The organism is Micromonospora sp. Mcm103 (genome assembly GCF_024519755.1).
Classification (GTDB): domain Bacteria; phylum Actinomycetota; class Actinomycetes; order Mycobacteriales; family Micromonosporaceae; genus Micromonospora; species Micromonospora aurantiaca.
Window position 1 is genome coordinate 124,312 of record NZ_JALJRJ010000012.1, and the last position, 16,715, is coordinate 141,026.

The window sequence follows — 16,715 nt, forward strand, 5'->3', positions numbered from 1 at the left end:
TCACCTTTCTTCTCGGGGTTCGGCAGGGGCGCCCGGCGCGTCGACCGGGTGCCGCGTCAGGGTCAGCCGGGACGTCTCGACGACGCGGTCGCCGTCGCAGACGACCTCGACCGGCGCCGGGTGGCCGAGGAAGGCCAGCAGGCTCGCCGAGAGCCCGTACGCCCCGACGTTCGGCACGGCGAGCACGTCGCCGGGCCGGACGTCGGGCAGGTTCGCGGCGCGGGCCCAGGTGTCCAGCGGTGTGCACAGCGGCCCGGCGACGATCGCGGCCTCCAGCGGCGCGCCGTCGCGTCCGTCGGCGGCGTGCAGTGCGGGCACGAGCGGCGGCAGCCGGCGCAGGCCGGACATCCCGCCGAGGTGGTTGATGCCGGACTCCAGCACCACCACCGGCGTGCCCTGCGACCGCTTGACGTCCAGCACGCGGGTCAGCAGCGTGCCGGCGGTGGCGGTGAGGAACCGCCCCGACTCGAAGGCCACCTCGGGGGTGCCGTCGCGCCAGGCGGGGAAGAGGTCGTCCAGGGCCGCGGCGACCCGGTCGGCGAGGCCGGTCAGGTCCGCGTTGTGGCCGGGCCGGGCGAACGGCGCGCCGAAGCCGCCGCCCAGGTCGAGCAGGGTCAGGTCGATGCCGAGCAGGTCCCGCAGCCGCCGGGCGGTACGTGCCGCCGCGGTGAACTGGGCCACCAGCGCGTCCACCGAGTCGACGTTGCTGCCGGTGTAGAGGTGGAATCCGCGTACCGGGGCGGACGGGCGGGAGCGGAACCGATGCGGCTCCTGTTCGATCCAGTCGGCGTCGGCGCCGAACTGCGACGCGACGCCGGTCATGGTGAGCCCCTGGCCCGGGTTGGGCACCCGGTCGTTCACGCGCAGCAGGCAGCGCACTTCGACGCCGTGCGCGGCGGCGATCCGGTCGGCCTGGTCGAGGCCGGCCGGCGAGTCGACGGAGAACCAGCGGACCCCGGCGCGTACCGCCTCGGCCACCTCGGCGTCGCGCTTGCCGGGTCCGGTGTAGAGCATGCGCTCGCCCGGCACGCCGGCGCGCAGCGCCGCTGCGAGTTCGCCCGGCGAGCAGATCTCGGCGTCGCAGCCGGCGGTGTGCAGCGCCGCGACCAGCGCCGGGTGCGGGTTGGCCTTGAGCGAGTAGAACAGCCGGCTGGGCGTGGGCAGCGCGCCGACCAGGGTGGCGTGGCTGGCGCGTACCCGGGCCAGGTCGTAGCGGTACGCCGGGGTGTCGAAGGGCAGGTCAGCCATTGTGCTCACCCGCCAGCCGGGCCAGCGCCCGCCGGTCCACCTTGCCGTTGCCGGTCAGTGGCAGGTCGGGCAGCACGACGCAGCGCGCCGGCACCTTCATCTCCTCCAGCTGTTCCCGCAGCCGGCGCAGCACGTCGGCGGGGGTCAGCGCGGCCACCACGAACAGCGTCGCGCCGTCGCGGCCGTCGGCCGGCGGCAGCACCCCGGCCGCGTCCACGCCGTCGACCCGGTACGCGGCGGCCTCCACCTCGGTGGCGCTCACCCGGGTGCCCTTCTCCTTGTAGACGTCGTCGCGGCGGCCGGCGAAGTGGACGTACCCGTCGGCGTCCACGTGACCGTGGTCGCCGGTGTGCAGCTGCGGGAACAGCCCGTGGGCGCGGCGGAAGCGTTGCGCTGTCAGTTCGGGCCGCCGCCAGTAGCCGGCCATCACGTGCGGGCCGCGTACCACAAGCTCGCCGCGGACGCCCGGTGGCTGACGCCGCCCCTCGGCGTCCACAGTGAAGATCTCGGTGCCGGGCAGCGCGCGCCCGCAGGCGCCGGGCCGGCGCAGGTCGGCGTCCGGCGGCATGATCGCCGCGCGTTTGCACTCGGTGAGGCCGAACATCAGCTGGACGGCCAGGCCGGGCAGCAGCCGGCGCAGGCCGGCCAGCACCTCCGGCGGCATGGCGGCGCCGGTGTTGGTGAGCAGGCGCAGCGGCGGGCGCGGCGCGCCGGCCCGGCCGAGCAGCCGCAGCAGGTTGATCGCGAGCGACGGTACGCAGGGCAGCACCGTGGCGCCGGACTCGACGAGGGTCGCCAGCAGGCGGCCACCGGTGTCCCCGGGATCACCGAGGCGCAGCCGGGCACCGGCCACCGTGCTCAGGAAGATCTGGTAGAGGCCGTAGTCGAACGACGGCGGCAGCAGGACGTGCACCACGTCGTCGGGCCGGTAGCGCAGCTCCGACTGGATCGCCCGGACCGCGAACGTGACCTGGGCGTGCGTGGACACCACGGCCTTCGGCATGCCGGTGCTGCCGGAGGTGTAGATCAGGCAGACCGGGTCGACAGCCAGCGGGGCCGGACTGGCGGGCGCGCCGCCGATCGCCGCGGCACGGCGCGTTTCGGCCGCGCCGCGCACCGGGACGCCGCGGGCGCGGGACAGGCCGGTCAGGACCGGGTCGTCGGTGAGGACCAGGCCCGGTTCGGCGTCGTCGAGCACGTGGGCGAGGGCGACCTCGGGGGCCGGCGTCCGGAGGACGACGAAGACCGCGCCGGCCCGGGCGACCGCGTACAGCAGCGCCGGCAGGGTCGCGTCGGCGGGCAGCGCCACCAGCACCCGGTCGCCGCGCCGGACGCCCTGCCCGCGCAGCCAGCCGGCCAGGCGCAGGCTGTCGGCCCGGACCTGACGGTACGTGAACTCGACGGTCCCGTCCCCGGCGGCGGGCGCGTCGGGTCGCGTGTCGGCGGTGCGGTCCAGCAGGTCGTGCAGCAGTTCGGTACTCATCGGGCACCTCCGGTGGCGGCGCCGAACATGGCGCACAGGGAGCCGACGTCGCGCAGGTCGGCCGCGGACAGCGCGGTGGCCGGCACCTCGACGCCGAGCCGGCGTTCGACCCGGTCGATGACGTCGACCAGCCGGAACGAGTCGAAGCCGGGCAGTTCCCGGAGTACGTCGGTGGTGCGCAGGGCCGAGCCGTCCAGGTCCAGGGTGTCGCCGAGCGCGCCGAGCACCGCCGCGCGTACGCCGTCGTCACCGGCCCTCTCCGGCGCGGCCGGTGCGGTGTCGTCGCCGGTCCCGGCCGCCGGTCCGGCGATCGACTCCAGCGCGGCCAGGTGGTCGGCGATCAGCGCGCCGAGCGTGTCCGCCAGTTCCGGCGCGGCCGGCCGGCCCGCCTGGGCCCGCCGCAGCGCCACGTAGCTGCGCGTGGCGAGTTGCTGCCAGCGCGCGGCCTGCCCGGCCAGCGCGGCGGCGGCCTCCGGCGCGACCGCGGCGAGCCAGCGTTCGTGCAGATCGCGGGCGCGGGCCAGCAGCCAGACGTCGAGGACGAAGCGGTGCAGCCCGGCCACCGTGTCCAGGGCGGCGCCGGTACGGGCCAGGTAGCCGTCGATCTCCGGACGGGCCCGGCCGGCCCGGGCGGCGTTGCCGGCGAGCATGGCCGGTACGTCGATCTCCGGGGCCGGGTGTGCCGTCACCGCCAGGGTGTGTGCGCCGCCGGCCAGCGCCGTGTCGAACGCGGCGGCGGGCAGCCGCCACACGCCGGGACGCGCAGGACCCCAGGCGGTGTCGTTGTGGTAGGCGTCGACCACTGTGACCTCGTCCGGCGCGGCGGCCGTGACGAGGAAGCTGTGCCGCATGTGCTCGTGCTCGTGGTACGGGCACCAGGGCAGGTCGTACGCGTCGGCGGTGACGTAGAGCGGCTGGCCCGGGGCGGACAGCCGGCGCACCTGCGGGCCGTCGAGCTGCATCCACCGGCCCTCCACCCGCAGGCCCAGCAGGTCGACCGCCTCGGCGGCCCGGTCGTCCGAGGTCGCCTCGACGGTGACCAGGCCGTCCTTGTCCCGGGTGTGGAACCCGAACCGGGCGCCGAGGGCGAGGTGGCTGCCGGACCCGTTCGCGTGGTCGGCCAGCAGGGCGAAGCTCGTCTGGAGACAGTCCAGCGCGGTCGCGTGCAGACCGGTCAGGATCGGTGTCCACACCGGATCCGTGCTCGGCCGGTCCGGCGCGTTCGGGACGTGGTGGGACATGGGGGACTCCTCGATGCGGATACGTGGGGCGGGGCCGCCGGCGCGGTGGGTGCCGCGCCGGCGGCCGGTACGAAGGTCAGCTGTCGGTGCGGCCGTCCAGCCCGTTGGCCCAGGTGGCGAGCGCCTGCGCCTGCTCGGCGAGCGCGTGCTCGTCGGTGCCGATCGGGTCCTTGAAGAAGAACCCCAGCTCCTCGATCGGACCGACGTGCCCGGCCCGGTGCGCCGCGGCGGTCAGCCGGGCCAGGTCGAGCACCAGCGGGGCGGCCAGCGTGGAGTCCACCCCGCTCCAGGTCAGCTGCATGGACATCCGGACGCCGAGGAAGCCCTCGAACGAGACGTGGTCCCAGGCGGTCTTGTGGTCGCCCAGGTCCGGCACGTTGTCGATGTGCAGCGGGGCGGTGACGTCCTCACCGAGCAGCGCGGGCAGCACGCCCGACTTCGAGCTGAGCTTGCTGCGGGCGTTGCGCGGGTCCTCCAGCGTCGCGCCGTCACCGCCGCCGAGCAGGTTCACCCCGGCCCAGGAGAGCACGTGCAGGGCGCGGGAGGTGAACATCGGCGCCAGGGCGGTACGCAGCAGCGTCTCCCCGGTCTTGCCGTCGGAGCCGGCGAACGGCACGCGCTCCCGCTGCGCCATCATCTCCAGCGCGGGCAGCCGGGCCCCGGTGGACGGGGTGAAGTCGACGAAGCCGCAACCGGCCTGGAACGCCGCGTACGCGACCACCGAGCTGGCCGGCAGCGCCTTGTCGTCCGGGTCGGCCATGGCGCGGGTCAGCGCGTCCAGGTCGTCGTACTCGGGCCGGTGGTCGGCCGGCGGCTCGGTCGAGGAGACGTTGATGACGACGACCCGGGACAGCCCGTGGCGGGCGCGGAACTCCTCGATGTCGCCGGCCAGCCGATCGACCACCTCGGCCAGCGGCGCGGTCTCGGTACGCGCGTCGTACCCGGTGCGCAGGTTCTGCTCGACCTCGGGCAGGCTGCCGCGCACGGCGGCCAGCACCGGCGCCGGGATGACCCCGGAGTCGACGAGCGACTCGGCCTTCTTCTCCAGCGGCGTGTCGACGATGTCGTGCCCGCCGACCACCATGTCGTTCCAGCTCGCCAGCGGCGCGTCGCGCAGCATGCCGGTGTCGGTGACGCAGCCGGTCGAGTCGGCCATGCCGGCGCGCAGCGCCAGCAGACCGGTGATCGCGGTGGTGGCGACCGAACCGCGGGCGCCGTTGAGCCACACGCCGACGGGCGCGTCCGTGTCGGGGGACGGGGCGTGCGAGGTCTCGCGTTGGGTGACGGTCACGGAAAGACTCCTTCTCTGGTGCGCCGGGACGGCGCGGTTCAGCGGGTGAGCACCTTGGTGACGGCGGCGGCGATGTCCTCCATGTCCTGTTCGGTGCCGAGGAAGGTGCTGTGGTGTGTCTGGACGGTGTGGGCGGCGAGCCACTCGGTGTTGGGGTACGTGCGCTCCCGGTGGATCGCCGCGAAGCGTTCGGCCAGCGGCGCGAGCAGCGGCTTCGTCCACGGCTGGAGCAGCCGGCTGCGGTGCAGCGGCTCGTCGGTGCAGTAGAACCGCCGGCCCAGCTCGGCGGTGAGCGCGGCGGCCACGGCGGCGTTGTCCATGCCGGCCGGCAGCTCGTCGAAGACGATCGTGCCCTCGTAGATCGAGATGCGCGTCTGGCCCGGCGCCGGTTGCAGCAGCCGTACCCCGTCGACGCCGTCGAGCAGCTCGCCGAGCAGCCGGTAGTGGTGGTTGCGCACGTCGTGCTGCTCGTCCAGGGTGGTCAGCTGCGCGCAGGCCACCGCGGCGGAGAACTCGTTCAGGCAGAAGTTGGCGCCCTGCACACCGGCGCTCTCCTCCAGGTCCAGCTCGCCGGCCGGCGTCCGGTCGCCGCGGTAGCGGCGAGAGTCGGCCCGCAGTTCCTCGAGCACCGGCGCCAGCGTGTCGTCGTCGGTGACCACGGCCCCGCCCTCACCGCAGGTGAGCACCTTGCCGTGCTGGAAGCTGAAGCAGCCGAGCCGGCCGAGCGAGCCGGCCTGCCGGCCCTGCCAGGTGGCGCCGTGGGCCTGCGCGCAGTCCTCCACGACGGAGATGCCGCGCGGCCGGGTGACCGCGTCGAGCGCCGGCACGTCGGCCATGTTGGAGGCCCAGTGCACGGCGACCACGGCGCGCGGGTCCACCGACAGGTCGATGTCGTCCGGCCCGACGCAGCCGGTGTCCCGGTCGACGTCGACGAGCACCGGGACCAGGCCGGCGCGCAGCGCGGCGGTCGCGGAGGCGGTCCAGGTCAGCGCCGGGACGAGCACCGTCTCGCCGTAGCCGAGGCCGAGTGACTCCAGGGCCACCACCAGGGCGCTGGAGCCGTGGTCGACGGGCACGCAGTGGCGGGGGCCGACGTAGCGGGCGAAGTCGGCGGCGAAGCGGCGCTCGTACAGGGCGGTGCCGCCGACGGACGGGCTGCTGATCGCCCACCGGCCGCCGGCCAGCACCGCGGCGAGGTTGCCGGCGGCGTCCGGCGCGGGGATCGGCCAGCGTGGCCACGGACGGTCGGGCGGGCGGACCGGCCGGCCACCGTCCACGGCGAGCCGCCGGTCGAGGGGAATGGAGGTCGTCATGTCCTCGACCTTGATGCCCATCGATACATCAGCGGTACACACGCGGTAGCCGGCCCGGCCGGCGCCGTGTATCGGCGTTGTATCCGGGTGGTCGAACCTCGGGACATGAGCCGATCCGCATCGCACGTGAGCGAACCGACCGAACCCCGCGCCGTCACGCGCGGCGTCTCCGTCGTCATCCCGGTCAAGGACCGGGTGGCGGAGATGCGCCGTCAGCTGCGCAGCCTGCGCGACGCCGCCCCGAACTGCCCGGAACCGGTGGAGGTGGTGGTCGTCGACGACTCGGCGCCCGCCGCGGCCGCCGCGCACCGCGCCGCCTGCGCCGAGTACGGCGCCCGCTACGTGCGCGGCCCCCGGCACGTCGGCGCCAAACGGAACCTGGGCGTCCGGCACGCCCGCTACGACCTGCTGCTGTTCACCGACTCCGACTGCCGGGTGCCGGCCGACCTGATCACCCGGTACGCGGCCCGCCTGCGCGCCTGCGGCGAGGAGGTCGCCGGCGTCACCGGCCCGGTCGTCGTCGAGCCCGGCGACAGCGCGTTCTTCCGCGTGATGCGCCGCTCCTACCTGCTGCTCGGCGACCTGACCCGGCCGCTGTACTACGAGCGCGTGTCCTGGGGCGCCGGGGCGAACATGGCGGTGAAGCGCTCCGTCTTCGAGGCGGTCGGCGGGTTCCCGGAGGACTCCCCGATGCCGCTGGGCGGCGAGGACCTGCACCTCGGGCTGCTGCTCACCGACGCCGGTTACGTGCTGCTCACCGACCCGGACGGGGTGATCACCCACGACACCGGCGTCGCCGACACGTTCCGCGCGGTCGCCTACCGGTTCACCACGTACGGGCGCTCCGAGCAGTGGCTCTGCCTCGCCCACCCGCACCGGCGCCGGTTCGTGCTCAACACCGCCAGCACGCTCGCCGTGACCGCGCTGGCCGGGCTGCTGACCGCCCGGCGCAGCGGTGGGCGCAGCCTGCTCGCGGTGCCGGCAGTCGCGGCCGCGGTGATCGCCGCGAAGACACCCGGCCGGCTCGGCGGCGACCGGGGACCGCGCGCGGTGGCCGAGTCGATGGCCTGCGCGGCGATCGAGACGCTCTTCGACGGGGCCGCGTTCGTCACCTCACTCCGGCTCGGCCGCCCCGACCTGCTCTTCACCGGTTTCCGCGCGCCGGACGAGGCCGACTACCAGCCGGACGGGGCGGACCATCGGCCGGACGAGGCGGACCGCCGGCCGGTCGCGCCGGTGGCCGTGCCGCCGGTGGCGGCCTGACGGAGGGAGTGGTTGTGCCGACGACGTACCCGCTGGCCCCCGGCCAGCAGATGATGTGGGAGTTCATGACCGCGCTCGACCCGGCCCGCCCCGGCGCCTCACGGCTCGTGGTGGTGGAGTTCCGCCGGCTGCGGGGCGCGCTGCGGGTCGACGTGCTGCGGCAGGCGATGCAGGACGTGGTGGACCGGCACGACGCGCTGCGGATGCGGTTCGACAGCATCGGCGTGGAGCCCGAGGTGCGGATCCTGCCGCACGTCGAGTCGCCGCTGGAGTACGTCGACCTGTCCGGCCTGCCGCCGGCCGAGCAGCAGGCCCGGGTCGAGCGGATCGCGTACGCGCACCGCAACGACGCGTTCGACCCCGGCCGGGCGCCGCTGTGGCGGGCCGCCCTGGTCCGGCTCTCCGAGACCGAGCACGTGCTCGCGCTCTGCTTCTTCCACATGGTCTCCGACGGCTGGTCGTGCCGCGTCGTGGTGGAGGACCTGTGCCACGCGTACTCGGCCCGGCTCGGCGCGGCCGATCCGCAGCCGCCGCTGGGCGTGGGCCCCACCGCGCTCGCCGCGCTCCAGGAGGCGGAGCAGGCCGGAAACGGCGTCGACGCCGCCGCCCGGGCCGCGTACTGGCGGGACCGGCTGCGGCCGGTGGAGCCGTACCAGCTCTTCCCGGCGTCGCCGCCGGCGCCGGACGTCGCGCTCAGCGCCGAGGTGGCCACCCGCTTCGCGTTCCCGCCGGAGGTCACCGCGCGGCTGCGTCCGGCCGCCCGGCGGGCCCGCACCAGCCCGTACGTGCTGCTGCTGGCCGCGTACCTGGTGCTGCTGTCGCGGCGGGCCGGCCGGTCCCGGGTGGTGCTGGGCACCACCACGCTGGGCCGGGAGAGCCCGTTGTCCCGGCAGCTCGTCGGTCAGTTCACGAACAACGTCTACCTGCCGGTCGACGTCGCGGCGGACGCGCCGATGAGCGCGGTGGTAGGCGCCGCGCACACCTCGCTGGCCGAGGCCGTCGCGCACGCCACCGCGTTCCACCGGCTGGCCCGGGCGGTCCGCCCCGACTTCGCGGCGATCCGCCCCTGGCCGGACAACCACCTGTTCGACGCCTGGTTCCAGTCCGCCGCGTCGGCGTCGCCGGTGCTGCACTGCCCGGGGCTGCGGGTGGAGCCGGTCGACATCACCGCCCGGCCCGCGCCCGGCACACCGCCGCCGGTGGTCGCCGCCGACGTGCCGCCCGAATGCCTGCCCGTCTGGGTCAAGCGGGGTTCGCCGATCGTCGTGGTGGACGACGACCGGGCCGGCGGCGTGGTGATCCGCAACCGGGGCGTGTTCGGCGACGACCTGGTACGCGGCCTGATCGACGACTACGTCGCGGTGGTCTCGGCGCTCGTCACCGACCCGGCCACCACCCCGGAGCGGGTACGCCTTCCTGACGGTGCGTGCTTCCTCGACCACGCGATCGGGTAGGAGTTCCGACGGACCGATCGGAGAGAGGTACGACGACCATGACGGACACCTCGACGAACCAGCACACGACGGAGCAGCCCGCGCCGCCGGTGCCACGCTCGGCCGTACGGGCCCGCTGGTCGGTGGCGCTGCTCTTCGTCATCATGGGCCTGGCCATCGGCGGGTGGTCGGCCCGCGTACCGGAGGTGCGGGACGCGGTAGGCGTCGGCAACACCGGCTGGGGCCTGGCGAACATCGCCACGAACGCCGGGGAGCTGGTCTCCCTGGTCGTGGTGGCGGTGCTGATCAGCCGGATCAACACCCGCCGGCTGGCGCTGGCCGGGGCCGCGCTGATCCTGCTCAACGCGCCGCTGCTGGCCGCGTCCACCACAGTGGTGGCGCTGGTCGGCGGCCTGGCGGTCTGGGGCTTCGCGGCGAACCTGCTGGCCACGCCGATGAACGCCCAGTCGGTAGAGGTGCAGAAGCGCTACGGGCGGCCGATCCTGTCCACGTTCCACGCCGGCTTCAGCATCGGCATGCTGGCCGGCGGCCTCTGCGGCACCGGCGCCGCGGCGATCGGGATGTCCCCGTCGGCGCAGATGGCGGTCACCAGCGTCCTGCTGGGCGCGCTGCTGGTCGGCACGCACCGCTGGCTGCCTGATACGCCCCGGCAGGAGACGAAGGACGGCGAGGCCCGGCGACGGCTGCGCGACCGGTTCACCCCGCAGCTGCTGCTGCTCGCGGTGATCGCCTTCCTCGCCTCGTTCATCGAGATGGCCGGCGCACAGTGGAGCGCGCTGTACGCGACCGAGGTGGCGGGCGCCGCCGCGGTGCTCGCCGCCGCCACGTACACCTGTCTGTCGCTCGCCGCCACCGTCGCCCGGCTGGTCGGAGACCGGCTGGCCGGCCGGTTCGGGCGGATCCGCTTCGTGCGGCTGTCCGCGCTCGTCGCCACAGCGGGTGTGGCGCTGCCGGTGGCGTACCCCCATCCGGCCGCGGTGATGGCCGGCTTCGGACTGCTCGGCTTCGGCCTGGCGTGCGTGACCCCGACGGTGCTCGGCTTCGCCGGCGAGCAGCCGCGCCTCACCTCCGGTGAGGGCGTCTCGGTGGTGGCGATGGGCCAGTGGCCGGGCGCGTTGCTCGCGGCGCCGGTGATCGGCCTGCTCGCCGGTGCCCTGAACCTGCGCAGCGCGTTCGTGGTGGTGGCCGTGATGGCGGTCGCCGTGGTGGCGTTGATCGGGCGGGTCCGGGCGACGGCGCTGCCCGGTGAGAGCCCGGTCCCGCCCCGGCCGTGACGGCCGGGGCGGGGGCGGCGGTCAGAAGTCGTCGTCGAAGGTGACCGACCCGGTCACCCCGACCTGGTACGCCGACACCCGGCGCTCGAAGAAGTTGGACAGCTCCTGCACGTCCTGCAACTCCATGAACGCGAACGGGTTGCCGCTGCCGTACATCGGGGCGATGCCGAGCACTGCGAGGCGCCGGTCGGCCACGTGCTGGAGGTACTCGCGCATGTCCGCGAGCGACATCCCGGGCACGCCCTGCCCGAGCAGGTCCGCGGCGAAGCCCACCTCGCACTCCACCGCCTCGGCCAGCATCTCCCTCACCTGCTTCTCCATCTCGTCGTCGAACAGGTCCGGCTCCTCGGCGCGTACGGTCTCCACCACGTCGAAGGCGAACGCCATGTGCATCGACTCGTCCCGGAACACCCAGTTGGTGCCGGAGGCCAGCCCGTTGAGCAGGCCCCGGGAGCGCAGGAAGTAGACGTAGGCGAACGCGCCGTAGAAGAACAGGCCCTCGATGCACGCGGCGAAGCAGATCAGGTTGAGCAGGAACGCCCGCCGGTCCGCGCGGGTCCGCAGCTCGCGCAGCTCGAAGATCGAGTCGATCCACCGGAAGCAGAACTCGGCCTTGCGGGCGATCGACGGGATGTTCTCCACCGCGGCGAACGCGGCGAACCGTTCCTTCTCGTCCGGCACGTACGTGTCCAGCAGGTTCAGGTAGAACTGGACGTGCACCGCCTCCTCGAACAGCTGCCGGGACAGGTAGAGCCGGCCCTCGGGCGAGTTGACGTGCTGGTAGAGGTTGAGCACCAGGTTGTTGGCGACGATGGTGTCGCCGGTCGCGAAGAACGCCACCAGCCGCGACACCAGGTGCCGTTCGGCGGGGGACAGCTTCGCCAGGTCGGCGAGGTCGGAGTGCAGGTCCACCTCCTCGACCGTCCAGGTGTTCTTGATCGCGTCCTTGAAGCGGTCGAAGAAGCGCGGGTAGCGCATCGGCCGCAGGGTCAGGTCCATGCCGGGGTCGAGCAGCATGTGCCGGGTCGGTGCGGTGGTGGTCACTGGCATGCCTCGCAGCTCTCGGGGTTCTCCAGGGAACAGGCCAGCGCCTCGTCGTCGCTCACGGCGGAGACCACGCCGGAGACCGGGGCGAGCACCGGCGCGACGGTGGCCTGCTGGATGCGGGTGGCGGGACGGGAACGCAGGTAGTAGGTGGTCTTCAGCCCGGCCTTCCAGGCGTACAGGTACATCGAGGACAACTTGCCGATGGTCGGCGCGCTCAGGAACAGGTTCAGCGACTGGGACTGGTCGACGAACGGCGCCCGCGCGGCGGCCAGGTCGATCAGCGCCCGCTGCGGCAGCTCCCAGGCGGTGCGGAACAGCTCCCGAACCGGCGCGGGCAGCTCGGCGATGTCCTGCACCGAGCCCTCGGCCCGCTTGATCCGGTCGCGGACCTGCGGCGTCCACAGCCCGCGCGCCTTCAGCTCCCGCACCAGGTACGTGTTGACCTGGAGGAACTCCCCGGACATGGTCTCGCGCTTGAACAGGTTGGACACCTGCGGCTCCACGCACTCGTAGCAGCCGGCGATGGAGGCGATGGTGGCGGTCGGCGCGATCGCCACCAGCAGCGAGTTGCGCAGCCCGTGTGCGGCGATCCGCTCGCGCAGCGCCGCCCACCGTCCGGCCTGCGCCGGCTCCGCGCCCCACAGGTCCGGGTGCAGGTCACCCTTCGCGGCCCGGGTCTGCGGGTACGCCGGATGCGGCCCGAACCGCTCGGCCAGCCCGGCGGACGTCTCCAGCGCGGTCAGCAGGATCTCCTCCTGGACGCGGGTGGACAGCTCCCTGGCCTGCGCCGAGTCGAACGGCAGGCGCAGCGTGAAGAACGCGTCCTGCAACCCCATCAGCCCGAGCCCGACCGGCCGCCAGCGCGGGTTCGACGCCGCCGCCTGCTCGGCCGGGTAGTAGTTGATGTCGATCACCCGGTCGAGGAAGACCACAGCGGTGCGGACCGTGGCGCGCAGCCGCTCCCAGTCCACGCCGTCGGCGGTGACGTGGGCGCCGAGGTTCACCGACCCGAGGTTGCACACCGCCGTCTCGGCGTCGTCGTTCACCTCCAGGATCTCGGTGCACAGGTTGGACAGGTGGATCACGTTGCCCGGCTCGCCGGTCTGGTTGGACAGCCGGTTCGCGGCGTCCTTGAACGTCATCCAGCCGTTGCCGGTCTGCGCGAGCGTGCGCATCATCCGCCCGTACAGGTCCCGGGCCTTCACCGTGCGCACCGCGTTCTTCTCGGCCGCCCGGTACGCGGCGTCGAACGCCTCGCCGTACAGGTCGGGCAGCTCCGGGGCGTCCGACGGGTCGACGAGCGACCACTCGCCGTCGGCCTCGACCCGGCGCATGAACTCGTCCGGGATCCAGTTGGCGAGGTTGAGGTTGTGCGTACGCCGGGACTCCTCGCCGGTGTTGTCCCGCAGCTCCAGGAACTCCTCCACGTCCGGGTGCCACGGCTCCAGGTAGACGCAGGCCGCGCCCTTGCGCCGGCCGCCCTGGTTGACCGCGGCCACCCCGGCGTCGAGCGTCTTGAGGAACGGCACGATGCCGTTGGACCGGCCGTTGGTGCCCCGGATCAGCGCGCCCCGGCCCCGCACCCGCGACCAGGAGATGCCGATGCCGCCGGAGAACTTCGACAGCTTCGCGACCTGGTGGTACCGCTCGTAGATCGAGTCCAGCTCGTCGCGCGGCGAGTCGACCAGGAAGCACGACGACATCTGGGTGTGCCGGGTGCCGGAGTTGAACAGCGTGGGGGAGCTGGGCAGGTACGCGAGGCTGGACATCAGGCGGTAGAAGCCGACCGCCTCGCCCGGGGTGCGGGACAGCCCGCAGGCCACCCGCAGCAGCCAGTACTGCGGTGTCTCCACCACCAGCCGCGACTGCGGGTGCCGAAGCAGGTAGCGGTCCGCGACCGTGCGCAGTCCGAAGTACTCGAACCGGAGGTCGCCGTCCGGGTCCACGGCGTCGTCGAGCTTGCGGGCGTGCCGGGCCACGAACGCGGCCGTCTCGTCGCCGATCAGCCCCAGCCCGTGCGCGTACGCGATCGACTGGCTGAAGCTCGCCACGCCCTGACCGCGGACCTCCTTGTCCACGTACGCGGCGAGCAGCCGCGCCGCCAGCTTCGAGTACTGCGGCTCCTCGCCGATCAGCTCCGCCGCGGTCTGGATCGACAACCGGTCCAGCTCGGCGGTGGTCGCCCCGTCGTAGAGCCCGCTTATCGTCTTGGTGGCCACCCGCAGCGGGTCCACCTCGTCCAGGTCGGCGACCCAGCGCTCGACCGCCCGGACGATCTTGCCGACGTCCACCGGCTCGGTGTCGCCGTCCCGCTTGCGTACCCGCATCGCCGGCCGGCGGGCCTCGGACCCGCCGGTGGCGGACGGGGGACTCTCCTGCACGACAGTCATGACCTCTCCTCGCTGTCACCGTCTGGAGACGGCGGGAGACGCCAACGGGCACGGCGCGGCCGGCCCGGCTGCTGGCGTCGGTCGTCCCGCGCGACCTCCGGCCGCCGTACGCGGAGGCGTACGGCGCGCTGGCAGGTCTTCGGACTCGCGGGCCCGACCGGGGTCGCCGGTCGCCTACCGGCCGTCGCTTCCCAGGCCGATGGCCCAGTGCTGTTGACGGCTGTCGTTCCCACTCACCGCTGCGGGGCAGTCCCGGATTCCCACCGGGTTCCCTCTTGCCTCGGCCTTGCCCCCGGAGGGCTCGGCCGAACCAGCTGCGGCACCACCATATATGGCGGTGAGGGCTTGTGTGCAACACCAGATGTCGTGTCGGCGTGTCGGAATGATCTCACTGTCCACAGTGCCTACCCCCGATTCCGGCGCGGGCCGACGGGCGCGATACTCGGCGTATGGGGAATACCGGGCGCCGCTGGGCGTGGGTGGCGGTCCTGCTCGTCGGCGGCGGGCTTCACCTGCTGGTGCTGGAGACACTCGCCGGCACCGGGACCGTCACGTTCATCCCGGCGCTGATCGTGCTCGGCGCGTGCGTCGCGCCCGCCACGTTCCTGGCCTTCGCCCAGGGGCGGCCGGCCCGCCGTCCGGTCCCCGGCTCCGTCGTCGGCGTCGCCGCGCTCCTCGGCGGCGTGGTCGGCGTGGTCGCCGCCGGCTGGCTGGAGTACGGCACGCTGCACCGCCTCGGTGTCCTGCCGATGGCGCTCGTCGGCCTGGCCGAGGAGACCGCCAAGCTGATCGTGCCGGCCGGCATCCTGCTGCTGTGGCGGCGGCACCCGTCCCCGGCGCAGGGCCTGGTGATCGGCGTCGCCTCCGGCGCCGGGTTCGCCGCGCTGGAGACCATGGGCTACGCGTTCGCCGCGTTCGTCGGGTCGGAGGGCAACCTCGGCGCGGTCGAGCGGACGCTGCTGGTTCGCGGTCTCACCGCGCCCGCCGCGCACCTGGCCTGGACCGGGCTGACCGCCGCCGCGCTGTTCACGTTCGCCGCCGCGCCCGGCGGCCGGAAGCTGGCGGCGTTCCTGCTCACCTTCGCCGCCGCCGTCACGCTGCACACCTGCTGGGACACGTTCGGCACCCAGCCCGCGTACGTGTTCATCGGCGCCGTGTCGCTGGGCTGGGTGCTGCTGCGCCTGCACCTGGACCGCGAGCGGCCGGCCCCGTCCGGGACGCCGGTCGTGCCGGCATCCCGGGAGACGGCCGCGCATCATCCCGGCTGAGCCGGGCGGCCGGCCGTCCGGCTCAGCCCGGCCCGTCAGCCGACGGCCAGCCGGACGCCGAGCGCGACGAAGGCGACAGCGCAGAGCCGGTCGACGCGCCGCGACCAGCGGCTGTCGCCCCACCGCCCGGCGAACCGTCCGGCGCCCACGCCGAGCGCCAGGTCCACGGTGAGCTGCACCGCGACGAACAGCGCCCCGAGCAGCACCAGTTGCGCCGCCACCGGGCCGGCCTCGGGCCGGACGAACTGCGGCAGGAACGCCACGCTGAACAGGATCATCTTCGGGTTGAGCAGGTTCGTCAGCAGTCCGCGCCGGAACGCCCGCCCGGCGCCGCCGTCCGGCCGGTCCGCACGCGCGCCGGGCCGGCCCGTGCCGCGCAACGCCCGCAGGCCCAGCACGATCAGGTACGCCGCACCGGCCCACCGGATCGCGGTGAACAGCACCGGGGACGCGGCGATGACGGTGGCGAGCCCGGCCACCACGGCGGCGACGTGCACCGCCTCCCCGGCGGCGACCCCGAGCGCGGCCACCGCGCCCGCCCGGGCGCCGTACCGGGTGGCGTTGGCGAGCACGAACATCATGTCCGGCCCCGGGGTGAGCATGAGCACCACGATCGCGGCCAGGTAACCGGCGAGCGTGGCGGCCGACAGTCCGAGCACCGCTCAGCCCTCCCCGGCGCCGTCGAGCAGCGCCCGGCGCAGCGCCAGCCGGTGCTCGCGCCGGATCTGCGCCTCCCGGTAGCGCCGCCGGTCGCCGTCGGTCTCGGTGTGCAGCGGCGGCACCGGCCGGGGCTGCCCGTCGTCGTCCACCGCCACCATCACCAGGTGCGCGGTCGCCACGTCCACCGGCGGCACCGCGCGGTCCCACCGGTCCGCGCTGACCTTCACCGCCACCTCCATCGAGCTGCGGCCGGCCCAGGTGATCCGGGCGTCCACGTGCACTACGTCCCCGACGCGTACCGCGCGCAGGAACGCGGTCTCGTCGATGGCGGCGGTGACGGCCGGTCCGTCGGAGTGGCGGGCGGCGACCACCCCGGCGACCGAGTCGATCAGGTTGAGGATGCGCCCGCCGTGGACCGTGCCCATCAGGTTGGTGTGGTGCTGGTCCATGATCTGCGACAGGGTCAGGTGCGAGGCCGACGGTGGTCGGCCGGTGAGCGTGATGGTGTCGGGCACTGTGCGGTTCCGTCCTCGCAGAAGCGGACCGCCGACCGGCCGGGGCGTGCACGTCGAGGACACGCCGACGGCCCTGCCTACGGCGTGTCACCCGCCCGACCCACCCGCGAGGTCGACGGCGGCGCGCACCGGTGGTACGCGCGACGCGGGCAGGTCTTCGGACTCGCGGGCGTGACACGAGGTCGCCTACTGGCCGTCGCTTCCCAGGCCGTGGCCCAGTGCTGTTGACGGCTGTCGTTCCCACTCACCGCTGCGGGGCAGTCCCGGA

Annotated in this window: 13 protein-coding genes and 2 riboswitches (1 of these 15 running past the window's edge); of the genes, 4 read left to right on the top strand and 9 right to left on the bottom strand. The window is 74.1% G+C overall.

The genetic code is table 11. The features are described from left to right. The 5 genes from OC439_RS16935 to OC439_RS16955 form a co-directional block, all read right to left on the bottom strand. Window positions 1-1,248, bottom strand: a complete 1,248-nt coding sequence (locus OC439_RS16935; protein ID WP_262014257.1) for a type III PLP-dependent enzyme — start codon at window positions 1,246-1,248, stop codon at window positions 1-3. Continuing rightward, on the bottom strand, window positions 1,241-2,731 hold the full coding sequence (locus OC439_RS16940; protein WP_262014258.1) for a class I adenylate-forming enzyme family protein: 1,491 nt from the start codon (window positions 2,729-2,731) through the stop codon (window positions 1,241-1,243). The genes OC439_RS16935 and OC439_RS16940 overlap by 8 nt, the downstream gene beginning before the upstream one ends. After that, the gene (locus tag OC439_RS16945; protein ID WP_262014259.1) at window positions 2,728-3,972 is read right to left on the bottom strand and encodes an acyl carrier protein; all 1,245 of its coding nucleotides are present in this window, start codon (window positions 3,970-3,972) and stop codon (window positions 2,728-2,730) included. The genes OC439_RS16940 and OC439_RS16945 overlap by 4 nt, the downstream gene beginning before the upstream one ends. 76 nt (window positions 3,973-4,048) lie before the next feature. Next, window positions 4,049-5,263 (bottom strand): inositol-3-phosphate synthase, encoded by a 1,215-nt coding sequence (locus tag OC439_RS16950; RefSeq protein ID WP_262014260.1) that lies wholly within the window; start codon window positions 5,261-5,263, stop codon window positions 4,049-4,051. 38 nt (window positions 5,264-5,301) lie between these two features. After that, a complete protein-coding gene (locus OC439_RS16955; protein ID WP_262014261.1) occupies window positions 5,302-6,576 on the bottom strand; it encodes a DegT/DnrJ/EryC1/StrS family aminotransferase in 1,275 nt (424 codons plus the stop codon). 105 nt (window positions 6,577-6,681) lie between these two features. Between OC439_RS16955 and OC439_RS16960 the strand changes: the two genes are divergently transcribed. Genes OC439_RS16960 through OC439_RS16970 form a run of 3 tightly spaced genes read left to right on the top strand, consistent with a single transcriptional unit; the run spans window position 6,682 to window position 10,567 of the window. Continuing rightward, complete coding sequence (locus OC439_RS16960) at window positions 6,682-7,839, top strand: glycosyltransferase (protein ID WP_262014262.1); 1,158 nt, start codon at window positions 6,682-6,684, stop codon at window positions 7,837-7,839. Between the two features lie 14 nt (window positions 7,840-7,853). After that, window positions 7,854-9,293 (top strand): condensation domain-containing protein, encoded by a 1,440-nt coding sequence (locus tag OC439_RS16965; protein ID WP_262014263.1) that lies wholly within the window; start codon window positions 7,854-7,856, stop codon window positions 9,291-9,293. 38 nt (window positions 9,294-9,331) lie between these two features. After that, window positions 9,332-10,567: an MFS transporter gene (locus OC439_RS16970; RefSeq protein ID WP_262014264.1), complete on the top strand. Its 1,236-nt coding sequence runs from the start codon at window positions 9,332-9,334 to the stop codon at window positions 10,565-10,567. A gap of 21 nt (window positions 10,568-10,588) precedes the next feature. Here OC439_RS16970 and OC439_RS16975 read toward each other — a convergent pair whose 3' ends face one another. Beyond that, the gene (locus OC439_RS16975; RefSeq protein ID WP_262014265.1) at window positions 10,589-11,617 is read right to left on the bottom strand and encodes a ribonucleotide-diphosphate reductase subunit beta; all 1,029 of its coding nucleotides are present in this window, start codon (window positions 11,615-11,617) and stop codon (window positions 10,589-10,591) included. Continuing rightward, window positions 11,608-14,004 (bottom strand): ribonucleoside-diphosphate reductase subunit alpha, encoded by a 2,397-nt coding sequence (locus OC439_RS16980; protein ID WP_410054932.1) that lies wholly within the window; start codon window positions 14,002-14,004, stop codon window positions 11,608-11,610. The genes OC439_RS16975 and OC439_RS16980 overlap by 10 nt, the downstream gene beginning before the upstream one ends. A 112-nt stretch (window positions 14,005-14,116) precedes the next feature. Next, window positions 14,117-14,334, bottom strand: a riboswitch (cobalamin riboswitch). 119 nt (window positions 14,335-14,453) lie between these two features. Here OC439_RS16980 and OC439_RS16985 point away from each other — a divergent pair. Then, window positions 14,454-15,272, top strand: a complete 819-nt coding sequence (locus OC439_RS16985; RefSeq protein ID WP_262014266.1) for a PrsW family intramembrane metalloprotease — start codon at window positions 14,454-14,456, stop codon at window positions 15,270-15,272. A gap of 35 nt (window positions 15,273-15,307) precedes the next feature. Here the strand turns inward: OC439_RS16985 and OC439_RS16990 are convergent, their stop codons facing one another. Both OC439_RS16990 and OC439_RS16995 read right to left on the bottom strand, forming a co-directional pair. Further along, complete coding sequence (locus OC439_RS16990; RefSeq protein WP_262014267.1) at window positions 15,308-15,931, bottom strand: LysE family translocator; 624 nt, start codon at window positions 15,929-15,931, stop codon at window positions 15,308-15,310. Window positions 15,932-15,934: 3 nt separating this feature from the next. Next, entirely contained in the window at window positions 15,935-16,447 is a 513-nt protein-coding gene (locus OC439_RS16995) for an acyl-CoA thioesterase (protein ID WP_262014268.1), read from the bottom strand. A gap of 130 nt (window positions 16,448-16,577) precedes the next feature. Next, window positions 16,578-16,715, bottom strand: a riboswitch (cobalamin riboswitch) (it continues 219 nt past the right edge of the window).

Excerpts from the sequence above, each read along its gene's own strand:
- OC439_RS16935 (WP_262014257.1), bottom strand. The coding sequence starts at position 1,248 with ATGGCTGACCTGCCCTTCGACACCCCGGCGTACCGCTACGACCTGGCC.
- OC439_RS16940 (WP_262014258.1), bottom strand. The coding sequence starts at position 2,731 with ATGAGTACCGAACTGCTGCACGACCTGCTGGACCGCACCGCCGACACG.
- OC439_RS16945 (WP_262014259.1), bottom strand. The coding sequence starts at position 3,972 with ATGTCCCACCACGTCCCGAACGCGCCGGACCGGCCGAGCACGGATCCG.
- OC439_RS16955 (WP_262014261.1), bottom strand. The coding sequence starts at position 6,576 with ATGACGACCTCCATTCCCCTCGACCGGCGGCTCGCCGTGGACGGTGGC.
- OC439_RS16960 (WP_262014262.1), top strand. The coding sequence starts at position 6,682 with ATGAGCCGATCCGCATCGCACGTGAGCGAACCGACCGAACCCCGCGCC.
- OC439_RS16970 (WP_262014264.1), top strand. The coding sequence starts at position 9,332 with ATGACGGACACCTCGACGAACCAGCACACGACGGAGCAGCCCGCGCCG.
- OC439_RS16975 (WP_262014265.1), bottom strand. The coding sequence starts at position 11,617 with ATGCCAGTGACCACCACCGCACCGACCCGGCACATGCTGCTCGACCCC.
- OC439_RS16980 (WP_410054932.1), bottom strand. The coding sequence starts at position 14,004 with ATGACTGTCGTGCAGGAGAGTCCCCCGTCCGCCACCGGCGGGTCCGAG.
- OC439_RS16985 (WP_262014266.1), top strand. The coding sequence starts at position 14,454 with ATGGGGAATACCGGGCGCCGCTGGGCGTGGGTGGCGGTCCTGCTCGTC.